The 19693-nt window shown below is 45.6% G+C and carries 22 protein-coding genes and 1 pseudogene; 10 read left to right on the top strand and 13 right to left on the bottom strand.

The features are described 5' to 3' along the window. Positions 1-61: 61 nt before the first annotated feature. From KQY15_RS16190 to KQY15_RS16170, 5 genes are all read right to left on the bottom strand, one after another. Complete coding sequence (locus KQY15_RS16190) at positions 62-1075, bottom strand: type I restriction-modification system subunit M (RefSeq protein ID WP_217670953.1); 1014 nt, start codon at positions 1073-1075, stop codon at positions 62-64. A 61-nt stretch (positions 1076-1136) separates the two neighbouring features. Continuing rightward, positions 1137-2411 carry a hypothetical protein gene (locus KQY15_RS16185; protein WP_217670952.1) on the bottom strand — a complete coding sequence of 425 codons (1275 nt, stop codon included), beginning with the start codon at positions 2409-2411 and terminating at the stop codon, positions 1137-1139. Between the two features lie 4 nt (positions 2412-2415). Beyond that, on the bottom strand, positions 2416-3531 hold the full coding sequence (locus KQY15_RS16180; RefSeq protein WP_217670951.1) for a nucleoid-associated protein: 1116 nt from the start codon (positions 3529-3531) through the stop codon (positions 2416-2418). 149 nt (positions 3532-3680) lie between these two features. Beyond that, positions 3681-3932 carry a hypothetical protein gene (locus tag KQY15_RS16175; RefSeq protein WP_217670950.1) on the bottom strand — a complete coding sequence of 84 codons (252 nt, stop codon included), beginning with the start codon at positions 3930-3932 and terminating at the stop codon, positions 3681-3683. Beyond that, positions 3925-4251 (bottom strand): hypothetical protein, encoded by a 327-nt coding sequence (locus tag KQY15_RS16170; RefSeq protein WP_217670949.1) that lies wholly within the window; start codon positions 4249-4251, stop codon positions 3925-3927. Before KQY15_RS16170 ends, KQY15_RS16175 begins: the two co-directional genes overlap by 8 nt. 266 nt (positions 4252-4517) lie before the next feature. Between KQY15_RS16170 and KQY15_RS16165 the strand changes: the two genes are divergently transcribed. Both KQY15_RS16165 and KQY15_RS16160 read left to right on the top strand, forming a co-directional pair. After that, positions 4518-4823, top strand: a complete 306-nt coding sequence (locus KQY15_RS16165; RefSeq protein ID WP_217670948.1) for a hypothetical protein — start codon at positions 4518-4520, stop codon at positions 4821-4823. A gap of 54 nt (positions 4824-4877) precedes the next feature. Continuing rightward, on the top strand, positions 4878-5810 hold the full coding sequence (locus tag KQY15_RS16160) for a helix-turn-helix transcriptional regulator (protein WP_254795770.1): 933 nt from the start codon (positions 4878-4880) through the stop codon (positions 5808-5810). 4 nt (positions 5811-5814) lie between these two features. On the opposite strand, the gene KQY15_RS16155 is transcribed toward KQY15_RS16160, so the two are convergent. Then, positions 5815-6285, bottom strand: coding sequence for a ProQ/FINO family protein (locus KQY15_RS16155; protein WP_057787570.1), 471 nt, complete (start codon positions 6283-6285; stop codon positions 5815-5817). Between the two features lie 304 nt (positions 6286-6589). After that, positions 6590-6784: a helix-turn-helix transcriptional regulator gene (locus tag KQY15_RS16150; RefSeq protein ID WP_057787568.1), complete on the bottom strand. Its 195-nt coding sequence runs from the start codon at positions 6782-6784 to the stop codon at positions 6590-6592. A gap of 197 nt (positions 6785-6981) precedes the next feature. Here KQY15_RS16150 and radC point away from each other — a divergent pair. Both radC and KQY15_RS16140 read left to right on the top strand, forming a co-directional pair. Beyond that, positions 6982-7401: pseudogene (gene radC / locus KQY15_RS16145) on the top strand (RadC family protein); the annotation flags it as partial. Positions 7402-7563: 162 nt separating this feature from the next. Further along, a complete protein-coding gene (locus KQY15_RS16140; protein WP_217670947.1) occupies positions 7564-8124 on the top strand; it encodes a tyrosine-type recombinase/integrase in 561 nt (186 codons plus the stop codon). Between the two features lie 117 nt (positions 8125-8241). On the opposite strand, the gene KQY15_RS16135 is transcribed toward KQY15_RS16140, so the two are convergent. Then, the gene (locus tag KQY15_RS16135) at positions 8242-8901 is read right to left on the bottom strand and encodes an inovirus Gp2 family protein (RefSeq protein ID WP_217670946.1); all 660 of its coding nucleotides are present in this window, start codon (positions 8899-8901) and stop codon (positions 8242-8244) included. A gap of 383 nt (positions 8902-9284) precedes the next feature. Between KQY15_RS16135 and KQY15_RS16130 the strand changes: the two genes are divergently transcribed. The 3 genes from KQY15_RS16130 to KQY15_RS16120 all read left to right on the top strand — a co-directional run bounded on the left by KQY15_RS16130 (position 9285) and on the right by KQY15_RS16120 (position 11396). Next, positions 9285-10229 (top strand): hypothetical protein, encoded by a 945-nt coding sequence (locus KQY15_RS16130; RefSeq protein ID WP_217670945.1) that lies wholly within the window; start codon positions 9285-9287, stop codon positions 10227-10229. A 142-nt stretch (positions 10230-10371) separates the two neighbouring features. Further along, positions 10372-10824 (top strand): helix-turn-helix domain-containing protein, encoded by a 453-nt coding sequence (locus tag KQY15_RS16125; RefSeq protein WP_008606811.1) that lies wholly within the window; start codon positions 10372-10374, stop codon positions 10822-10824. Next, complete coding sequence (locus tag KQY15_RS16120) at positions 10824-11396, top strand: PIN domain-containing protein (RefSeq protein ID WP_217670944.1); 573 nt, start codon at positions 10824-10826, stop codon at positions 11394-11396. The genes KQY15_RS16125 and KQY15_RS16120 overlap by 1 nt, the downstream gene beginning before the upstream one ends. Here the strand turns inward: KQY15_RS16120 and KQY15_RS16115 are convergent. From KQY15_RS16115 to KQY15_RS16095, 5 genes are all read right to left on the bottom strand, one after another. Next, positions 11393-11815 carry an S-adenosylhomocysteine hydrolase gene (locus KQY15_RS16115; protein WP_217670943.1) on the bottom strand — a complete coding sequence of 141 codons (423 nt, stop codon included), beginning with the start codon at positions 11813-11815 and terminating at the stop codon, positions 11393-11395. The two genes, KQY15_RS16120 and KQY15_RS16115, sit on opposite strands and share 4 nt — an antisense overlap. Before the next feature lie 190 nt (positions 11816-12005). Then, the gene (locus KQY15_RS16110) at positions 12006-12896 is read right to left on the bottom strand and encodes a nucleotidyl transferase AbiEii/AbiGii toxin family protein (RefSeq protein WP_217670942.1); all 891 of its coding nucleotides are present in this window, start codon (positions 12894-12896) and stop codon (positions 12006-12008) included. Between the two features lie 13 nt (positions 12897-12909). Continuing rightward, positions 12910-13437, bottom strand: coding sequence for a type IV toxin-antitoxin system AbiEi family antitoxin (gene abiEi, locus KQY15_RS16105; RefSeq protein ID WP_217670941.1), 528 nt, complete (start codon positions 13435-13437; stop codon positions 12910-12912). 248 nt (positions 13438-13685) lie between these two features. After that, the gene (locus tag KQY15_RS16100) at positions 13686-13976 is read right to left on the bottom strand and encodes a hypothetical protein (protein ID WP_217670940.1); all 291 of its coding nucleotides are present in this window, start codon (positions 13974-13976) and stop codon (positions 13686-13688) included. A gap of 37 nt (positions 13977-14013) precedes the next feature. Continuing rightward, a complete protein-coding gene (locus tag KQY15_RS16095; protein WP_217670939.1) occupies positions 14014-14436 on the bottom strand; it encodes a BLUF domain-containing protein in 423 nt (140 codons plus the stop codon). 208 nt (positions 14437-14644) lie between these two features. Here KQY15_RS16095 and KQY15_RS16090 point away from each other — a divergent pair, with 208 nt between their 5' ends. From KQY15_RS16090 to pdxR, 3 genes are all read left to right on the top strand, one after another. Continuing rightward, the gene (locus tag KQY15_RS16090) at positions 14645-16423 is read left to right on the top strand and encodes a serine hydrolase (RefSeq protein WP_217670938.1); all 1779 of its coding nucleotides are present in this window, start codon (positions 14645-14647) and stop codon (positions 16421-16423) included. 132 nt (positions 16424-16555) lie between these two features. Then, a complete protein-coding gene (locus KQY15_RS16085) occupies positions 16556-17782 on the top strand; it encodes an MFS transporter (RefSeq protein ID WP_217670937.1) in 1227 nt (408 codons plus the stop codon). A gap of 80 nt (positions 17783-17862) precedes the next feature. Continuing rightward, complete coding sequence (pdxR, locus tag KQY15_RS16080) at positions 17863-19671, top strand: MocR-like pyridoxine biosynthesis transcription factor PdxR (RefSeq protein WP_217670936.1); 1809 nt, start codon at positions 17863-17865, stop codon at positions 19669-19671. The last annotated feature ends 22 nt before the right edge of the window (positions 19672-19693 follow it).

Here is a 19693-nt window from a genome sequence, read left to right as displayed (position 1 = left end):
GGTTTAACACCAAATGAGTCAGAGAAAAGATACTGGCTTTACTATAAAACCGTGGCCAATTTTACTTGACCACTACAAATACCACGGTCATCCGGCCGTTGCTATTCATGGACTTCACCATATGCTGTATCCAGGCCATATCACCGTTGCCTTGCGGCGGCACGCCAGCAATATTGCGCCCATAAGGATCACTGGCCCAATTTTCAGAGCCCCAATCACTTAATGAAAATGGCGGGTTGGCAATCACGCAATCAAAGGTTTTTAAGCCATCGGCGGCAAAAAATGCAGGGTTACGTAAGGTATCGCCGCGGGCAATCTCAAAATCTTCAATGCCATGTAAAAACATGTTCATGCGGGCAATTGAGCTAGAAGTTAGGTTTTTCTCCTGACCAAATAGCTTTAAGGTGCGATAGTCTTCGTTGTTGTGTTTGAGATGGTCAACACATTCGAGCAACATACCGCCAGTACCGCAAGCTGGGTCATAAATGGTTTCGCCTTCATGGGGATCTAAGATTAAGCCAAGTAGATGCACCACTGAGCGCGGGGTATAAAATTCCCCCGCTTTTTTATTCGATAAGTCGGCGAAGTGCTTAATTAGATATTCGTAGGCTTGACCCAGCATATCGGGGTCTACGTTGACATTGCCCAGCGTGTATTGCGAAAAATGCTCGATTAAATCTATCAGCAGTTTATCCGACAGCTTATTTTTATTACTCCACTGCGCATCACCAAATATCCCGTACAGGTACGATTGGTTCGCTTGCTCAATGCCACGAAGCGCGTTTTCAATCGCTTCACCAACGTTGACGGTTTTTTCGCGTACATCAGACCAATGACAATTTTTAGGCACTTCAAACCTGTGCATTTCTGGCAATGCGGCATAAACCTCATCACCGTCAGATTCGGCTAATGCGTTGCGGTATTCTTCGTCGTATACATCAGAAATGCGCTTAAAAAACAGCAACGGGAAAATGTAAACTTTGAAATCTGAAGCATCGACTGGGCCCTTTAGGATCCAGGCTGCTTTGGACAGATATTGTTCAAGTTGGGAAAGAGTAATTTTTTCAATTGCCATTTTGTCTTCTTTTTTTACATCTAAAAAATATGCGCTATACGCAAAAGTTGCTCAGCATTCGCTACCTGAGCAAGCTACTAAAATAGTTATCTAGCACCTCAATGCTGAGCATAAGGCTTGATGCATTGAGATGTATCAGTAGTAAAGCTGCTGCAACTGCTGGTAACCAACTAAAAAGCCTTAGACAGAGAAGCAGTCTTGTTACCTTTTTTTCGTTCTTATCCAGACACTCGGTGGTGCTTTCGATCTTTTTGCGTAAAGGTTCCGGGTAATCTACTGCTCTGATATTTATCTCATCGAATAAAATCGAACGAGCATCTTTGATGCGTGCAAGCTGCAACTGTTGGTTGTGCATGAGCTCTGCAAGTAACCAAGATGCTAGTAAAGTGGCTAAAACCAAAACTAATTGCTCAAATACATTCTCAGCCTTAACTATCAGGAGAAGTGAACCGAGTGATATCGGTATACCAAGGATTTTACCAGAAATATCATTAAGTACTTTAGCAAGTTGGTCTGCAGCGGCTACCTCAGCATCGGCCACTTCTTTTCGTGCTTTGTGGAAAGCAAAACCGCTGATGTATGTATCAAAATTCTTCTTGAATAGCTTAATAAATTCAGCCCAATGCAACACCAAATAAGCGAACTTATCCTGAACATTACCGGCTGAGTTAGTTAAGAATTCAATTACCGTCGAGCGAAAAACAGACTTTTCTCTGCCAATATGTGGGTTTATGGCAGACTGTTGACCTATTTCGACTATGACAGAAATATCGATTGGTGGTACTTCGACCAGATTTGAACTTAATCTTGGCGTCAGCTGCAAGGATTTTGAGCTTGTTCCTTCTGCTTCCCTAACAAAAACTAAATTTAAAGCATCTTGTCCAACTTTTGAGTCGTGATAATGGGCTAGATCTTTGAGTTCATGAATTAAAAGAACAATAGCGTTTAGCTGCTGGTATTTTGATAAATGTTGTTTTTGCTCTGCTGAGTAATAATCATCCTCTGCTACGTAAAACGCCACATTCACATCACCTTTACTAAGACTGCTATTACGTTTAAGTAGATCTTTTATATCGCTGTAAAATTTGCAGTCACCAGTGCTAATTCGGCAAGTAACATGAAGTTCTTTGCCATAATCAGTAGCACTTATCTCATCTAACGTTTTCTCTTCCCCATCTAGTACGAGTTCATCAAAGCTAACTAGGCGATGCTGTTCGACCTGTTTTAGTTGCTGATAAAGTTCATCATTAAGTACAACTGAGGTATCAAGCCAAAGATCATCCTTGATTGATGGATTTCCAAGAGATCGATAAAACATGACAAGATTTGCAAGCATAAACCTAGCTCTCTACCTTTAGATCACGTAATGCTTCTTCTATCTTCTCTCTCATCTCGGCAGGCAGGTGTCGTATAGTTAGCTTTGCCCCTTGCTTATCATACTGAATTTCCGCATCTGGCGTTATACCAAGCGCATTTACTTCAAAATTAATATCCCATTTGTCTGCTTTATACTTAATAAACGTATGCTTCTTAAGCACTGTCGAGCTAACTGGAAACTCATTTGGAACGGCATTTTTTTCACCATTTAATCGTGCGTATAACTCTTCAGCCCACTCATCAGCTTTTTGGTGATCATCTTCTGGAAAATATTTACGGGCGAGCGTTTCAACCTTACTTAAAGTTGCTGACTGGCCAGTTTGTGCACACTCAGCGAGGTAAGAGGTTAGATCTTGTTTAAATTTAATGCGCTGTTTAGCTAATTCCGGTTTGGCTTTAAAAAAAGCAGAGGATTCAGTAATGACCAAATCTGTTGCTTTTGCGGACGCTGTTCCTTTCGAACAGCCAAGCGCTTTAATGAAGTAACCTGCCGTTGATTTATTTGTCGAAGGGCTTACAAAGCTAAGGTAATTAATCTCTGACTTTTCTTCCTGTTTTGCTGTTACGTATTGGCTAAACCGTTCAAAGTTAATCCGGGCAGCTTGATGCAAACTGTTCAGATCCAACTCTTGCACCGTTTCTGGCACTAGTTGCTCTGAAAGTTTGATGCCTGCCTTTTTTTTCAGCATCGCAATCAGAAAGAAGCGTCCTTGATCGCTTTCATAATCAGCTGCAAGAATATAACCACCGGATGCAGCCGGTGCACCAAGTGCGGCTCGCTCAAGCTCATCCATTGCAGTATGTGACAGTGTTATAAAAGACTCATCCGAAGGTTTAGGCTGTTCAAAATAGCTTTTAAATGCAGGAGGAAAGTAGCCCGCTTTAGCGCCATCTAAAAAAGTACCGTAATGCGCGCTGTTGTTACGCCGCCCATATAACCCTGTTACACCTTCAAGTAACTGGAGTACCACAGCATTATCTGCGGGTAATACATTTGATTTGATGACAGCCTTCTCGAACGGCTTATGCTGTTCTTTAACTAGCTCATGAATAATGACTTTTTGAATTGTTATGCCCATAACTCGTCCCTGATATAGTTAACAAGCCTTACTTTACATGGATAAGAATAAATAACAATTAATTTCAAATTATTACCTGCATATTGAAGCAACATTCTGAATGGCTAACCGCAATGCATTTGCAAAATTATTATGTCAGCATAAAAAAATTACCTATTCTTACCAAATTTCGCAGTTAAATAAACTAACCGCTCCTGCTCGGTATTAAACTCAAGCACCTTGATAAGATCCATGTCATCCAGTTCTTCCGGTGGAAGCAGACTAGCAATGCTGCTTTCATCAATAACCACGCAGTATTTTCCATTGCTCTCTTGGGTGTACACTGCTCCGCCTTCAAAGCGTTTAAACAGCGTTAATCCAGCCAGGTCGTCAATAGACTGATTTGCAGTTTTATTATTCATCAGAGGTTTGATACAACCGATTAAACGCCGGCTCTTCAAAATAAGCATAATCGCCCAGCTGCAAAGCCTGCTGGCGGCGCGCCTGCGCTGAGGGCTTGCGCTCGGCAATGCTGATACCAAATACCTCTAAGTGCACCTTTTCCATTAGTTGCTGCACTTGTTGGCGGCTGCATAGTTGCAATAGCTCACCAGCATGAATAAAGCCTTGTGCCCGCAAGCGTTGCTCGCTGTTATCTTTGCCCGCTTTACTGGCCTGGAATAGATCGCGAAATTGCGCTTCTAAGGTTATTAAGAATAGATCTTGTTGCAGTACCGTCATTCCAACTTCCTCCAAGTATGGGCATCCCTGCCAGTAAATTCCTACCCTGTTGATAGCATCCTGCTATCTTGTCCTTTGCTGTCATGGTTAGTGACATGTCATCCATAAGCCACCATCTTAGGCTGTTTCTTTTTTCACGCCATACTGTGCAGGCGTTCAGTGTATGTTTTTCAGGCAGATGTTTTTGAGTGTTTGCGCCAAGCCCTTTAAGACGTTCGCGTACTGGCTTAGAGTTGGGGCAACACCCAACATAACGCGAGCTAACTATGAACAACCAGCCCATTCGCGCTGAGGACTTGCCCCGGCTAACCCGCTTGCAAGAGCTGTGTAAAACTATCAATGCTATTGAACACTTAGTCAACGCTAAGCACGATAAAGTGGTGTATGCTGGGCGTATTTGGCGCTATGCCGATTTGGTTTATCTGGCTTATGAATATTATGTGCTGGCTATTCCGTATGACTTAAAGATTGATAACTTCAGCCAATGGTTAGCGGCAGAGCAAGCCATTTTAAAGCAGTTTAATTTACCCTGGCCGGTTGCTACCTTTAATGCAGAAACGGATAACGCCTGAAACATATTGATTGCAGATATGTATGCTAATCAGACACATTTTACAGGAGTTTAGATGCAAAACCCTCAACCTAATCAACCGCTTTCGACAGATAACAATAGTAACCCTGAGGTCAACGGCTGTTTAGTTGCCAGCGGCTGGCCGCTGCGCTGGGAGCTGTTAATGCGTTACCGGCTAATTGAAATAGTCGCGCTATGGGAAGGCCGTTTAACTACCAAGCATTTATGCAATAGCTTTGGTATCGCGCGCCAGCAGGCATCAAAAGATATTAACGCCTATTTGCGCGATATTGCGCCGGGTAATTTGGTGTATGACGGCAAACTAAAAGGCTATAAACCTGCTGCCTGTTTTACCCCCAAAGTGACCAGTGGCCTGGCCGATGAATACCTGCATGCGCTGGCCAGCACCAAAGATTTTGCCCACACCTTTAGCCAGCTCGATTTAGGCTTTGCCCATACCGAAATGCTCACGCCACCACTACGCCAGGTAAACCCGGATATTCTGCGGGCACTGGTACAAGCCGCACGCGACGGTAAAAAGATTGATATGGGTTATGTATCACTCACCAGCCCGGATGAAGAAAGCCGCATTATTGCCCCGCATACGCTGGTATGCACGCCACTGCGTTGGCATGTGCGCGCCTACTGCGAGAAGAACCGCGAGTTTCGGGATTTTGTGTTAAGCCGCTTTCGCGGCATCAATGGTATTGAAGGCGATGCCGAAATGACCAAAGAGCAGGATGAGCGCTGGAATACTACCATTGATATCATACTGGTACCCGATTCCCGCTTAACCGATTATCAAAAAGCCATTATTGCCGAAGATTACAATATGCAACATGGCAAGCGGGTGTTCTCAGTGCGCTCTGCGCTGGTGCCTTATGCCGTGCAGGCGTTAAACCTGGATTTGGCAAAAATTGAAGCGCGCCCGGAGGCGCAGCAAATTATGGTGGCGAATTTAGATGAAGTTAAGCGGCATGCGTTTTAGCGCATTATCGCTTTTCTGCTCTTGCTGCCTTTTTTGTTCCTGCGATTTTGCTACTTTTTTGTTTTCTTTTACGCATGAATTCTGAATGGTAGCTAAGTAACTGACCTAAAGCATTTTTTGACTCTTCAGATGTGACTTCGTCAACTTTTTTTCCATAGATGTTAAAACGACCATGGCCTGGCCTCATTTTCAATAGATACTTAATAGATCTTACGTGATAACCAATTGCGTTATAAAGATCTCGACTGCTTATTTCGTCTTTAGACACATTTTCTCGAATTTCACGGTAAATGCTTTTACTTAAAGGCTTATTCCATTTAACTTTAAAGCCTAAACCATAAAGCCGTTTCATTACCTGGCCTAATTTTAAGTATTCATACTCGCTTCGTGTTACTTTCCTACTTTCGTATGAGTTGGTTGAAGATTTTAATGAAGATAGATTTTTTGCCTTGTAGCTTTGTTGAACTTTATGCATCTCATTCCATGTCCGGTTAGTAGATTTGATTTGGCGCAAATCAGAACTATGAGTATAAACATCTTTGCAATCATTAAATCAGAACTAGTTTCTCTGGCATAGTGATATACCAACTAAAATCGCAAAAATTTAAAATTTACTAACTCGTATTGACAATAACTTACTCTTCAGATAATCTTTACCTTAACAATATGTCGTGCGAAAGTATGTCATTTTGTTAATCCTAATGGTTAACCGAGTCCTTGTGGCTCGGTTTTGTTTTTATTACCCATCAGTTTCTTTCTTCTCCTTATTCTCTTTAAAGCTAACTAGCTTGCACGTGCTGCCGCTGTTCAATCTTCTCTTTGATCCACTCCTGAATCTCACTCTCTACCCAAGCCACCATTCTGGCACCTAATTTCACTGGCTTTGGAAAGCGCCCCTCAGCGATAAATTTATACACGGTTGAGCGTGCCAGGCCGGTGCAATCCATTACGGTTTTTAATTTGATAAGTTTCATGGTCAGGTCCTCGTATTAGTCCAGACCATGTGCCTGATGCGTATTTTTTAACTTAAAGGCGCCAGCAGCCAAATCGAAAAAATCTCAGACCTATATCACCTATGTGCATAAGCAAATAAATGCCTTTAAGGAGATATACCATGACACCAAAACCAACCCCTGCCGATGTTGTTAAATGGTCCGTTGCTGCACTGGAAATTCTGGATAAAGCCGCAACGCTAATTGCTAAGAAGTACGCGCGCAAAGACGCCTTTACTAGCCCCGATGTCACCAAGGAATATTTGAAATACCGTATGGCGCATCATGAGCGTGAAGTCTTCGCGGTGATCCTGCTGGATAACCAGCACCGGCTTATTGAGTTCTGTGAGCTGTTTCACGGCACCATTGATGCGGCACCGGTTTACCCGCGTGAAGTAGTGAAACTGGTACTGGAGCATAACGCTGGCGCTGTGATCTTTGCACATAACCATCCATCTGGTGTGGCCGAGCCATCTGAGGCAGATAAGCGCATTACCAAACGGTTAACCGATGCGCTGGCGCTAATTGATGTAAAAGTGCTGGACCATATCGTTGTGGGTGAAACGCCAGTGTCATTTGCTGAACGCGGGCTTATTTAGCGCCAACGGCAAGCTTTTACACCAACCGCAAAACGGCATAAATGCCAAGTTCCCAAATTAGTCTTTTGGGAACTTGGAAAGCCTTATAAACCGGCACTGTCACTTTTTGCACTGTGCTGAAGTTCTCAAAACTGCGTTTTAATCGAAAAGAGGAAGTTGACTATGGCTGAGGTACAAGCGGTCAAAAGCCTGGACACGGTGAAACTGATTAGTCACTTACTGGACAGGCACTACGGCCAACAAATGGCGGATATCTGGAATGTGGGGTTAAACCTGGCACTGCGGATCTCAGATTTGCTGTCGATCCGTTTTTCAGATATCCAGGCTGAGCGGCTGCTATTAAAGGAAGGAAAAACCGGCAAGGTAGCCAATATTAAACTGAACCAGAAGACGATTGAAATTACCAACCGGATAAGACGGCAGTATCCCGATCACACTTATCTGTTTCAGTCGTATCGAAACCAGCGCGCCGGCAACGTGCCACCCGCGCCTTTGTCACGCCGCTATGTTAGTCGTGCATTTGCGCTAATCGGTGAAGATGTTGGTATCAGCCTGGGCACGCACTCAATGCGTAAAACCCGAGGCTACCACTTATACAAAAGCACCAAGGACATCGGCCGGGTAATGAAAATGCTGCGCCACAGTTCTGAAGGTGTAACGCTGCGCTACATCGGTATTACCCAGGAGGATATTGATAAAGACTTCGTTGAACTGGAAATTTAACACAGCTATCGGCTACCGCTTCGGCGGTAGCCTTTGTGCTGGGGGTTATTTTTTTGTTGGTTGGCGATACCGGTAAAAACTCAGACCTATATTATCTTTAAAAAACACCTTAATTGACTATCGTTGGCTACAACCAAAGCTACGGCTTCCCGTGCCATACTCTTTGGTTTCTAACTTGGCAAAGTAGCTAACCCGTCTAAACAGATCGACTTTCACTTGATCGAAGTTATCAGCGTAATAGTTAAGTCGATAAACCGGGTTCTTGGGAAACTCGACCAATCCAGCAACTTGCTCCACCTTTATTCCCAATGCACTAGCCCATGCTTTTTTGATGCGCGTAGCCATGTTTCTGCCATGTTCAACTGTGAAATCGCCTAATGTGAAATAGGCATCCATGTTTAGCAACAACAAAACGTGGAAGTGGGGATTTGCGGAACTGCTACGCTCTCTCACCCAAATGTACCTTAACGAACAACGGTAAACACGTTTGCCCTGAGCTTCTTTACGCAATAAGTCTGCCCGAATTTGCGCCTTAAGGGATTCGGTAAACTTAGACATCAAATCAGAATTTACTACCTGGTAGTACATGGGTAAACGTAAATCAACACGGATAGCCAATGTACGCGGATGTTCAGCAACCGCATTATGGATTACGGTTAATGCCTGCTCTAAGTATCCTTCAACTAAAGGTCCTCTGTTCGTCAAAATTGGATAGCCTTTGTACTCATCGCTGTTGGTTAATCTTAACTTTGAACCTGCTGATTGTTGTCGCGGCATGGTGATTGGTCTCCTGTGATTATGCTCACAGGGATAGGTGAGGAGAGTTAAATTTAAATACCCAAGACTCTATTATCAGCATTTCATTAACAATTAATACTACTATAACCGTCACCGGCTATGCGGAAAAAGCTCCTATCAACGTACTTAGTTTCCGCCCTCCCTGCTGTGATTTATATTCATGTGTTATTTTTAGAGCTCTGGAGTTATACCACTTTTCAATTACTACTTGCCTATATGGATTGACAAGCATATAAGTAAGCAAATTATGATTGAAAAAAAATCGATTAAATACCAATTTAAAATTAATTCTAAATGAGTAAAAAACAGATTAAATAATTTCCAAAAATTGGACATGTAGATTTATAGAGGTCTAGACACCCATGAGTGATGATACTAGTGAAGTTCCTGAAATTGAGAAAGTGAATTGTAAATATAAAGCTATATTTATCTTGTCGTCCTTGCTAAAGAAATTAAATGGTCAAACACCGTCGCCGCCAAGAAATATCAATCTATCGGTTGAACAGATCCGAACACAGATTGAACGTTTACTAGCTCGGATCGATTTAGAGCGGCATAGACGTGACGAGCTAGATTCTCAGTTGAAACTCTTTGAGGACCAATGCGTCCCTTTAAACGAATTTGAATGGGTCACTACAAAGAACCCCCTACTCTGCTACACAGTCTGGCTGGAATTAAAACAGATATGCTTTGATCCAGAGGCCAGTAATCTTGAACCTCTGTTCACTTTGAAAATGCCGTACGATTTCCACACTAGCTATGAAAAAACTTGCTATGACGCTTTATGGCGAGACAACCACCCCTCATCACCCATTGAATGCAGAGAACTCATACTCTATTTTTTTGCACTGTGGGATGTTCCGCAATCGATAAAATACCTGTGCCTAAAGTTTCTCAGGGATAGGTGGAATCTCCACGCTGCTTTTAAACATAAAATGCTCAAGCATCTTGAAACAAGTAATAAAGAGGTATCAGCTTGGTTCTGCGATTATGTTGCAGATGTAATCGGTATACCTATTAGCACCGCCACCTCACAAGCGGAGACGACGAAATCAGCCTGTGTTTTGGCATATCTTTATGCCCAAATACCACTTAAAGACTCACGAATAATTACACTGGATAAAGTCTATCAAGCATATCAGTCGAAAAAATTCCGCAGTAAACCGCAATCAGAAAAAGGAGCAAACGTATGGTTAAGTTCATCAGACATGCAGCAATTAAGAGAAATTGCTAAGAAAAAGAATGTATCTGAGAAGCGAATGCTTTCTATACTTATCAGTAAGAAATTTAATGAGTTATTTGTCTAGCAAGATATTTAGACTAGGTGGTAGCGGCAATTGAACCGCTGCCTGCAAACCGAAACCTTCAATTTTCGAATAATACGAAAACTTGACATTTTTCGAATATTGCGAATAATTGCACAGTATTCAATTTTTAAGGTAATTTACCATGCAAGCCTATGAACAACTTCCGACGGCACAAGAGGCGGCACTCGCCAAGCTTTGTAGCCAGGAACTGGCGGCCGTCATAGAAACTAAACTGGATGTACAATCGCTTGCTCTGAGCTCACCAGATGGTCAACTAAAGCAAGTTGAGATCCCTGTCAGTGCGCTTCGATTGATGGTAAACATTCTCACCGAATTGGGTGAAGGTAATACTGTCAAGCTGGTACCAATCCATGCGGAACTTACTACTCAGGAAGCGGCGGATCTATTAAACGTATCTCGGCCCACGTTAATTAAGCTACTTGATGAAGGTGCGCTGCCATTCCATCGCACGGGCAATCGCAGAAAAGTACGCTTTAATGATTTACGGCGCTACCAAAGCCAGTTAGAAGCGCAGCGATTACTGGCGCTAGATGAGCTTACTCAACTCGACCAGGAATTAGGACTGGGCTATTAATGAGTTCGAACTACACCGTAGTATTTGATGCCTGCGTGTTGTACCCAGCGCCATTAAGAAGCCTCTTAATGTATCTTGCATTAAGCGGCCAGTTTAGAGCCCGTTGGTCTGCTGATATTCAAGACGAGTGGATCAGAAACTTGCTGGTAACCAGAGCAGACTTAACCCGGACCCAACTTGAAAAAGTACGCGATTTAATGGACCTACATGTACCTGGTTCATTAGTGACAAACTACCAACCGTTGATTCCATCAATAACACTGCCAGATGAAAACGATCGACATGTTGTAGCTGCTGCTATTCAAACCCGCGCAGAAGCAATTGTCACTTTTAACTTAAAAGATTTTCCAGACCAATCCCTGAGGCAATACGGCCTTAAAGCACTGCACCCTGATGACTTTATAACCGATCTGATGGAATTAAATATTGGGGCTGTTTTGGAGGCGGTAAGACGGCATAGAGCCAGCCTAAAAAATCCGCCTTTTACTGCGGAAGAATATCTGGACTGCCTGCTAAAGCAAAAACTGCCGGAAACAGTAACAAGGTTAAGCCCATTTAAGCTGCTATTTTAACGCTTTGAGCCGCGCTCAACCCGCAACTGCATCTCACGCAAAGAAATTTTGCGGTTAAAACGTCTTGTTATAATAACTGTGGTATTTACAGGAACCTGAGTGGTTTCACCTTTGTTGTAGCGCACAAGTTCATCTGATGGCTGCCAGGCAACACCTAACCGCTCTAGGGCTTGCTCTGATACGGCCTTAAAACCGCCGTTAGATGCCAGCATAGGTTTACCTGTGATGCTGCTGATCCGGGCTTTAGCATATAAGCCATAACCAATTTTCAGTAGCTTACCCTCAGCCACTAACTCTCGAAGTGCCCGCCCTACCTGATCATAGCCACCCAATTGCTCAAAATCAGCACGCAGAAAAACATCTTGGTTAGTGCGACTAATTTGCTGCTCAACCTGTTGCTTTAAACTTAACTTTGGCACAAGGCACCTCTGGCATTTCTTGGCAGTAGCTTAGCAAAAATACGGCACTTTGTTGTACAAGCTCGCAGTTGCCGGGCTTACATGATTTAGGTGAATACGCTAGCTAATCTGCTCACACAGTGAGGCGAATAGTAAGGTTAATCACCTCATCAGACGCACTAAGAAAATTCTAAGTATCGTTAGACAGGCTTCACATCCCCATATCAAACCTGGTTTTTGGCGAACCATTACTGAGTAACTGCGATGCCATCGCACTGACTTCGGCCTGCACATAAGCCCAATATTCCGGGTTATCCACCGTACGTTCCTTGATCTGACTTGGGATAAAACGGCTCATCTCCATATTAAAATCAGCACGTACTTCATCATCTTGCTGTAACTTTTTGATCTGCAGCTCAAGCGCGGTTCTAAAGTCGTCTTTATGTTTATGTCTTGCCGCTAATTTTTTTTCTACCAGTTCTTTTGATAGCGCTACGCCTCGTTGTTTGATCCAGACGATATCCCAGATATCTCGCGGTTTAATTCTTCTGGCCCGATAAGCGACGGCAATAAATTTATCTGCCAACGTTTCTTGCAATGATTGCACCGGCACCAAAATACCCTCGGTGGGTACCACGATATTGTAATGGTTTAACAAGGGCCTTTTTTCAATGTCGAATGACGGAATGGCGCAGACATCAATATGCATTTTTTGCCGAGGCAAGTCCGGACGGTTCGCTTCTTTTACGATACTGATTTTCCAGGAAACCGTATCTCCCTGATTGTCTGCTGCAGGTTTGTTTACCCATACCTCAGTTTCATATTTATTCTGAATATAGTTTTGAATGTCGGCTTCCAGACCATCGAAATCTGCTGGCTTGAAATTATGGCCACCGTTAAAATCGAGATCCTCTGATAGGCGTGCACTGTTGTAACACATACGCAAAGAAGTCCCGCCAATAAAGGTCAGACTTTGCATCGCACCTTGCTTGATCAAGACCGCCATAATGTCGTGGTGCAGGATCTCTTTCTCAATAACAGGGGTAATAGCGGCATAGTCTGGATTCGCTTGTACAATTTGACGAAGCTGTTGTTTTAACATCCTGATCCTCTCTCTATTCATGCTCCAGCATATGCAGATTTCGCTGACAGTATTTCAGGTCGGTCAGTGCTTGTTCGGTATTGGCGCGATACATTTTAATGTCAGGGTCAAAATACAGATTAGCAACAAGTTGCTCGACAGGCCTTTTGGTGTGGGTGAACTCAATCACGCCATAAGGCGTGGCAAAGGTGCCGCTTCTACCTTTTGTCACTACGGTAACCCTGTCCATCATCACTTGCGAAATCTCACCAGTATGGCTTAGCTGACTTTCCAAGCTGATATAACTCAGTTCATCGCTACGCAATTTTTTGATGATTTTATAAATTGCTGTTTCAGGCTCTGGCGGCGTTAGCACACTTTCGTATAACCCTTTAGCTACTCTCCTAAGCTGACCTTTTTTTACCCGGTCGGCCAGAAATTTCGTAAAAGCAGGTGTGTATGGCTCACCTAACATAAAAGCTAGCTCTGCAGCGCTATGAATACCGCCGCCAGCCTTTACCGCGTTGGCAAAAACGAGCAATAATTTGTCAGATTTTGACATAGGTACACACCAAATAACCAAATACGTAATAAAGTGTAGATAAAAACGGATAATAGTCAATCGAATAGTGCACAAGAACACACTTTTCAGGTAATAAACTGTAAACCTAATAGTCGATCTAACTCGCATAAGCTTGAGCAACAGTTCGGCGATAATTAGGATTACCGCCAAAGATAGACGACGAACAACAGTTGCTGCCAATCCACACGGAGCTAACTACTTAAGAAGCGGCGGATCTACTGAATGTATCACGGCATTTTACCTACTAGATTGTCTAATTGCTGGCGCGTTAAGTGCAGATTTTGTTGCAGCAATAACATAATCGCCTCAAGCGTTTTTAAACCAGCAATATTTACAGAGGCGTTTACAGAGGCATTTCTTACTAAAGCTTGAACCAAATTTTTAGCAATAACGCTCAGCATAAGCAAAAGAAAAACGGTGGGTAAAGCGGCGGGTAGAACTACAAAAATACCAACAGCATAAAACTCAAACTGCTGATTTAAAACAAAAATAAATTTACACTCTACAAATAGATCCAAAACGTGGAATAATCAGATCAAGGCGTTAAGGTATTCGCTACTTTAACGTCAGTTTAAACCATTCAAGCTGGCTTTCTGATACGTTACTGGCCTCTCCTATCATATTCAGCACCGCCAACAGGTCCTGGTTTTCTTCAATATCCAGTAGCTTTTTTACCCCAAGGCTCCAGCGCGAAAAATCCCGTTGTGTTATCGGTTTGCGTAACAGAAGGCGCGCATTGGTATGGCGTGAATCACGGCAAATACTGGCGTAAAGTGCATCAACTACCGCCGCTTCACCTTCCAGATACTGCAAAAAGTAACGCTCGGAATACAACAACACGCCGGTGATATTACGCCGATGGTTATTGTGCTCTGCCCGCAGCTTGATCTTAGCTATCGCCGCATCGTTGGTGCCGGCACAGCGCTCACTGATGTAAACCAGCTGGATTTCAGCTTTCTCAATGGTACTTATTGTCACAGTACTTTTCCTCAAAACCTGGCTGCCTCTGTTATAACTGCCGCGCGGCTGCAACGCAATGCGACAATTGGATATTGCCAGATAACCCTTTCGGCGATTTTTAGCCAGGCTGTAATCTGGCCCTGCTTTTTCTGGCAAACTGGCCCTTCTGACCTTTCAGCTGTTGTGCGAAAGTCAAGTTGATGTTTATCCAGCCAGAGCTAGCTCAATGCATAGATGCCTATTTGCTGTGATAGTGGCGTTATTATGCCACGTCGCAGTTGCCGACCAGTTTTCTGACAGAGCGGTGGAGTCTGAGCCAGCCAGCAGTCTGGACCTGCCTGGCGATGGCAGGGTGTCACGCACTGGTCTTAGTTACAGTCAGCTTACCGGTACCGGCAATATCAGCCTGCAAAACTACAGCCAGTTCGCCTTGCCCGCCAATGCAGCTAACCCATTAAACCAGTTTAGCGGCACCTTAACCCTGAATATTGTCAACGGTACTTTAACCGAGCAAGGTACAGATCTCGCCGGCAGCTACACTAACCCTGATCGCTTACCGGATTTTAGTTTCCAGTTTGTGCAGTACGGCAGCCACCTGATCCCAGTACAACGTCAGTTAATCACTACCAGTCATCCAACCTGGGAATATTTGTTGCTGCCTGGCAGGGTATGGCAGGAGATCACAGACAACGGCTACAGCAGGGTAGCCTTGCCGTTTGCGCTGCAGGAAGTTAATGCCAACTGCACTCACAACGGTGTGATGACCTTCCTGTTCAAAGATGATGGCAATGTGTCGAGAGTGGCTTATCAGATAGCCCAGGAAACCTGTCAGTACTTTAAATTTAACCTGCATGGCATCCTGAATGCCAGCTACCAGCCTGCCACCGTAAGCGGTGCAGCCGCCATAAAAACCGCTTATGTCCGAGAGGTAACCGAACGGTTACCGGTTAAACCGCTCACGGCTTTAATCAATGACTATCCGCAGGCCGGTATAGTGCTGAGCAATCTTGGGTCCGACCAAAGCAGCAGCCATTTATCAGCGTATGGCGTCTACTATAATGGCGTGCATTATGCCGGCAGGTGCGCAACCCGCACTGGCGATTATCCGTTCTGTGAGCAGATGGTGCTGCCATCATACTCTGTAGCAAAATCAGTAGTTGCAGGGTTCGCCCTGATGCGGCTGGAACAAAAATATGCTGGCAATCAACGTGGTCTGGCGATCAGCGATTATGTCAGGGAATGTGCCGCCAGCCGCTGGGCTGATGTCAGTTTTGGCCAGACTCTTGATATGGCTACCGGCAACTACACCTCGGTTAAACTCTCAGCAGATGAAAGCGCGCAAGCAACCATCGATAACTTTTTTCTGGCGGCCAGCCATCAGCAGAAAATTCAGCATGCCTGTGCCTATCCGCGCAAAGCCAAGCCTGGCAGCCAGTTTGTTTACCATAGCTCTGACAGCTACATTCTCAGTCGCGCTATGCAACAGTACTATCGCAGCCTGGCTGGTGCCAGTACTGACTACTACACAGAATTACTGGTTTCTGAGCTTTGGCGACCGCTGCAACTAAGCCCCCTTACCTATAACAGCAAACGAACCTACGATGCGATCGCCCTTACCTGGGCCGGTTATGGCCTGAGCTTTATCAGTGATGATTTAATTAAACTTGGCCGCTTCGCCTATCAGCAACAGGGACAGCTTAATGGCCAGCAGCTGCTTGCCCCTGACATGCTGCAGGACGCAATGCAGCGGGGCACTAATGGCGGCCTGAGTGCCGGTAAAGCCAGCAGCCGTTACCGCTATGGCTTCTGGGCGTATAATTTAAGTGACTCGGCCCTGCTAAGCTGCGAAAACCCGAGCTGGGTACCTTATATGTCCGGATTTGGCGGCATTGGCGTTGTTATGCTACCCAACAAGATGGTGTACTACTACGTTAGCGATAACAGCGAATACGGCTTTACCAAAACGGTGAAAGAGCTGGCAAAAATCAGCCCGGTCTGCAGCTAGCAAACTGGCAGACAGAGCTGCAACTGGTTCCGTCCTAAAGCGTAAACTGGCTCTTTTGTCTAACAGAAAAGCTGTTAGGCTACTGTAACAATAATAATAAGAAGCGCCAATAAGCTATAAGGTAACGCCGCTATGACCCAGCAACAACAGACACTTAGCAGCCCAGCAGCCCCTAACCGCTTCCGGCAATTACCCGCGGCGACTGCCGACAGCACCCTGGCAAGGTTGATGCTGGCTTTTCTGGCAACCGCAGGGCTGTTTTACGTTAATATTATGCCGGCACTGGTATCGGGCTTGATTGAAGGCCGGGCTTTCAGCGCCCGGGACGCCGGCATTATTGGTTCCTGCAATGTATATGGCGCTGCCGTTGGTGCCTTTATTGCCATTTTTCTGGTAAAAAAAATACCGTGGAAAGCTGCCAGTGCCAGTTTGCTGTTGCTGCTAATCAGTATAGATTTGCTATCAATGCTGCTGGACAACCCGCTGCCAATGATGCTGTTACGTGCACTACACGGCTTAACCGGCGGCCTGCTGGTTGGCATAGCCTTTGCGGTAATGGCACGCTGCGGTCAGGTACACAAGGCCTTTGGCATGTTGTTGCTGGTGCAGTTTGGCCTGGGCGGTTTAGGCGTAATGCTGCTGCCACCGCTGGTGCCTCTGTATGGCTCATGGGTGTTGTTTATGGCATTGATTTCTTTCAGCCTGACCGCCCTGCTGATGCTGGCTTTCTTACCCGCCTATCCCCTTGTAACCGCTGACCCAACTCAACTGCCACCACCGATCCGTTACCGGCCATTGTTGGCGGCAATTTTAGCTATTTTTATGTTTCAGGCTGCCAATATGGCACTGTATGCCTACATTATTGAACTGGGTGAACAAGCAGGGCTGAGCATAGCCATTATCTCACCTGCGCTGGGGGTGTCAGCCTGGCTGGGGCTGCTCGGCTCAGTGCTGGTTATCTGGCTGTCAACCCGGTTAGGCAGGGCAGCGCCCGTGTTTATCAGCATTGTTATTACTGCTGCCGCCACTTACGCACTGCACTACAGCGCTAGCGCCAGTATTTTCTGGCTGGCTAACCTGGCAGTTGGTGTCACCTGGGCCTTTAGCATTGCCTATTTGCTGGGCGTGTGCGCCGAATTTGATAAAGCCGGGCAAATGGCGGCGCTTGGTGGCTTTGCCTCAAAAATGGGTCTGGCCAGCGGCCCGCTGTTTGCAGCACTGATTATTGACGGAGGCAGTTACAGCGGCCTGATCAATATTGCCGTGGGCCTTTTGTTGCTGGCTGCTGCCGTGGCGCTGTATCCATGCCGCATTTTAGATAAAGCACCTGGTGCTGATGTGGCTCCATCGGTTAAGTAGCATATGCCTGCCGGTTGCACATCTTATGCCAGGCCATTATGCTGGGTAAACCAGCAGTAAAATAATAATAAGAAAACTCTATGCAGCATCTGTTTGTGCTTGATGCCAGCGGCAGTACCAATTTACAGCAACAGCTGATGCAAAAGCTGATCAGCGCTATTGTCAGTGGCTATTTCGCCGCTGGCAGCAAAATGCCCTCTTCGCGCAAGCTTGCCGAACAACTGGGGATCGCCCGTAACACTGTGGTGCATGCCTATCAGCAGCTGATTGACGAAGGCTATCTGCTCAGCCGTGAACGCAGTGGAATTTACGTAAACGACCTGCAATTTGAACAGCCCGCTGTCCCGGCACAGAATACAGATACCAGCACCAGTCAGTACCCGTGGGACAAGATGTTGTCTGAGCTAAGGTTGGAAAGCAGTCTGCCGCCCTACCCGCATAACTGGCAACAATATCCGTTTCCTTTTATCGATGGTCAGTTCGACCCGTCACTGTTCCCGGTGAATCAATGGCGCGAATGCTCAAAACTAAGCTTGAATGTCGGCGAAATTAAAAGCTGGGCCAGTGACAGTGGCCAGCATGATGATCAGCTTCTTACCGAAGAAATACGCACCAAGGTGCTGCCCAGGCGCGGCATTTTTGCCGCGGCAGATGAAATTCTAATCACGCTGGGTTCACAGCAGGCGTTGTACCTGATAAGCAAGTTACTGCTTAACAACCAAACCTTGCTGGCGATAGAGGAGCCTGGCTATCAGGGCATGCGGCAACTGGCACAGCTTGCATACGCGCCGTTGCATTATGTTGATGTGGAAGAAGACGGTATTGCGGTTGCTAACATCCCTGCCCATGCCGATTTAGTTTACGTTACACCAAGCCACCAGATGCCCACAGCAGTAACGATGTCGCTGGAGAAGCGTGAAGCGCTGATTGCGCGCGCCGAACAGGATAACTTTCTGATCATTGAAGATGATTACGAATGTGAAAGCAATTTTATCAGTCAGCCCCATCCGGCCGTTAAAAGCCTGGATCGTTGCGGCCGGGTGCTTTATGTATCCAGCTTTTCAAAGGTACTGGCACCAGGCCTGCGGCTTGGCTTTATGGTGGCACCGGCCCCCCTTATCCGCAAAGCCCGGCAACTGAGAACGCTGATTTCACGCCACCCACCGGCCAATAATCAACGGATTATGGGGCTGTTTCTGTCGTTGGGGTATTATGATCAAACCATGCGCCGGTTAAATCAGGAAATTGCCCAGCGCTGGCAGCAAATGCGCGAAGCACTGAACCATTATTTATCCACCGCTATTGTTACCAGCCGCACCGTTGGTGGCAGCACTTGCTGGATCCAGGGCCCCGACACTCTGAACAGCCAGCGATTTGCTGCTGAAGCGGCAAAAACAGGGATCCTGATTGAACCGGTAAATCGCTTTTATGGTGGAAAAGCCAAACCCAGCCATTATTTCCGGCTGGGTGTCAGCAGTATTCCAACCCCAAAAATCCGCGAAGGCATCAGCCAGCTGGCTAAGCTGATGCACCAGTGGCAACAACACAGTGAGGAACCGCAAAGCCCTGTCGACTATGGTAAACGCTTACGCGGCGAAGCATTGCGCCAGTTCGCCGGTAAATGCGAATTCATTGGCCGCACCGTATTTGGTGATCCATACCGGATAAAGCTTGCTGCCGATGGCAGTATGCAGGGCTTTGAAGGTTATCACGATGAAAAACAGGATACCGGCAAATGGTGGCTGGATGGCGATATCTGGTATCGGCAATGGCAACAATGGTCTTATGCCGAAGTGCTTGGCTTTGAGTTGTATATTTCCAAAAACCAGATTAACTGGCTGCGTAACGGTCAGCTGGTCGATTCGGCGTTTTTTGCGCTGCACCCTTAACTGGTTCCTGACTTCACTGCAA

The sequence above is a fragment of the Arsukibacterium indicum genome, from assembly GCF_019100565.1.
GTDB classification, from domain to species: Bacteria; Pseudomonadota; Gammaproteobacteria; order Enterobacterales; family Alteromonadaceae; genus Alishewanella; species Alishewanella indicum.
The sequence above is the reverse complement of the archived record's forward strand: the minus strand, read 5'-3'. Positions and strand labels throughout refer to the sequence as shown.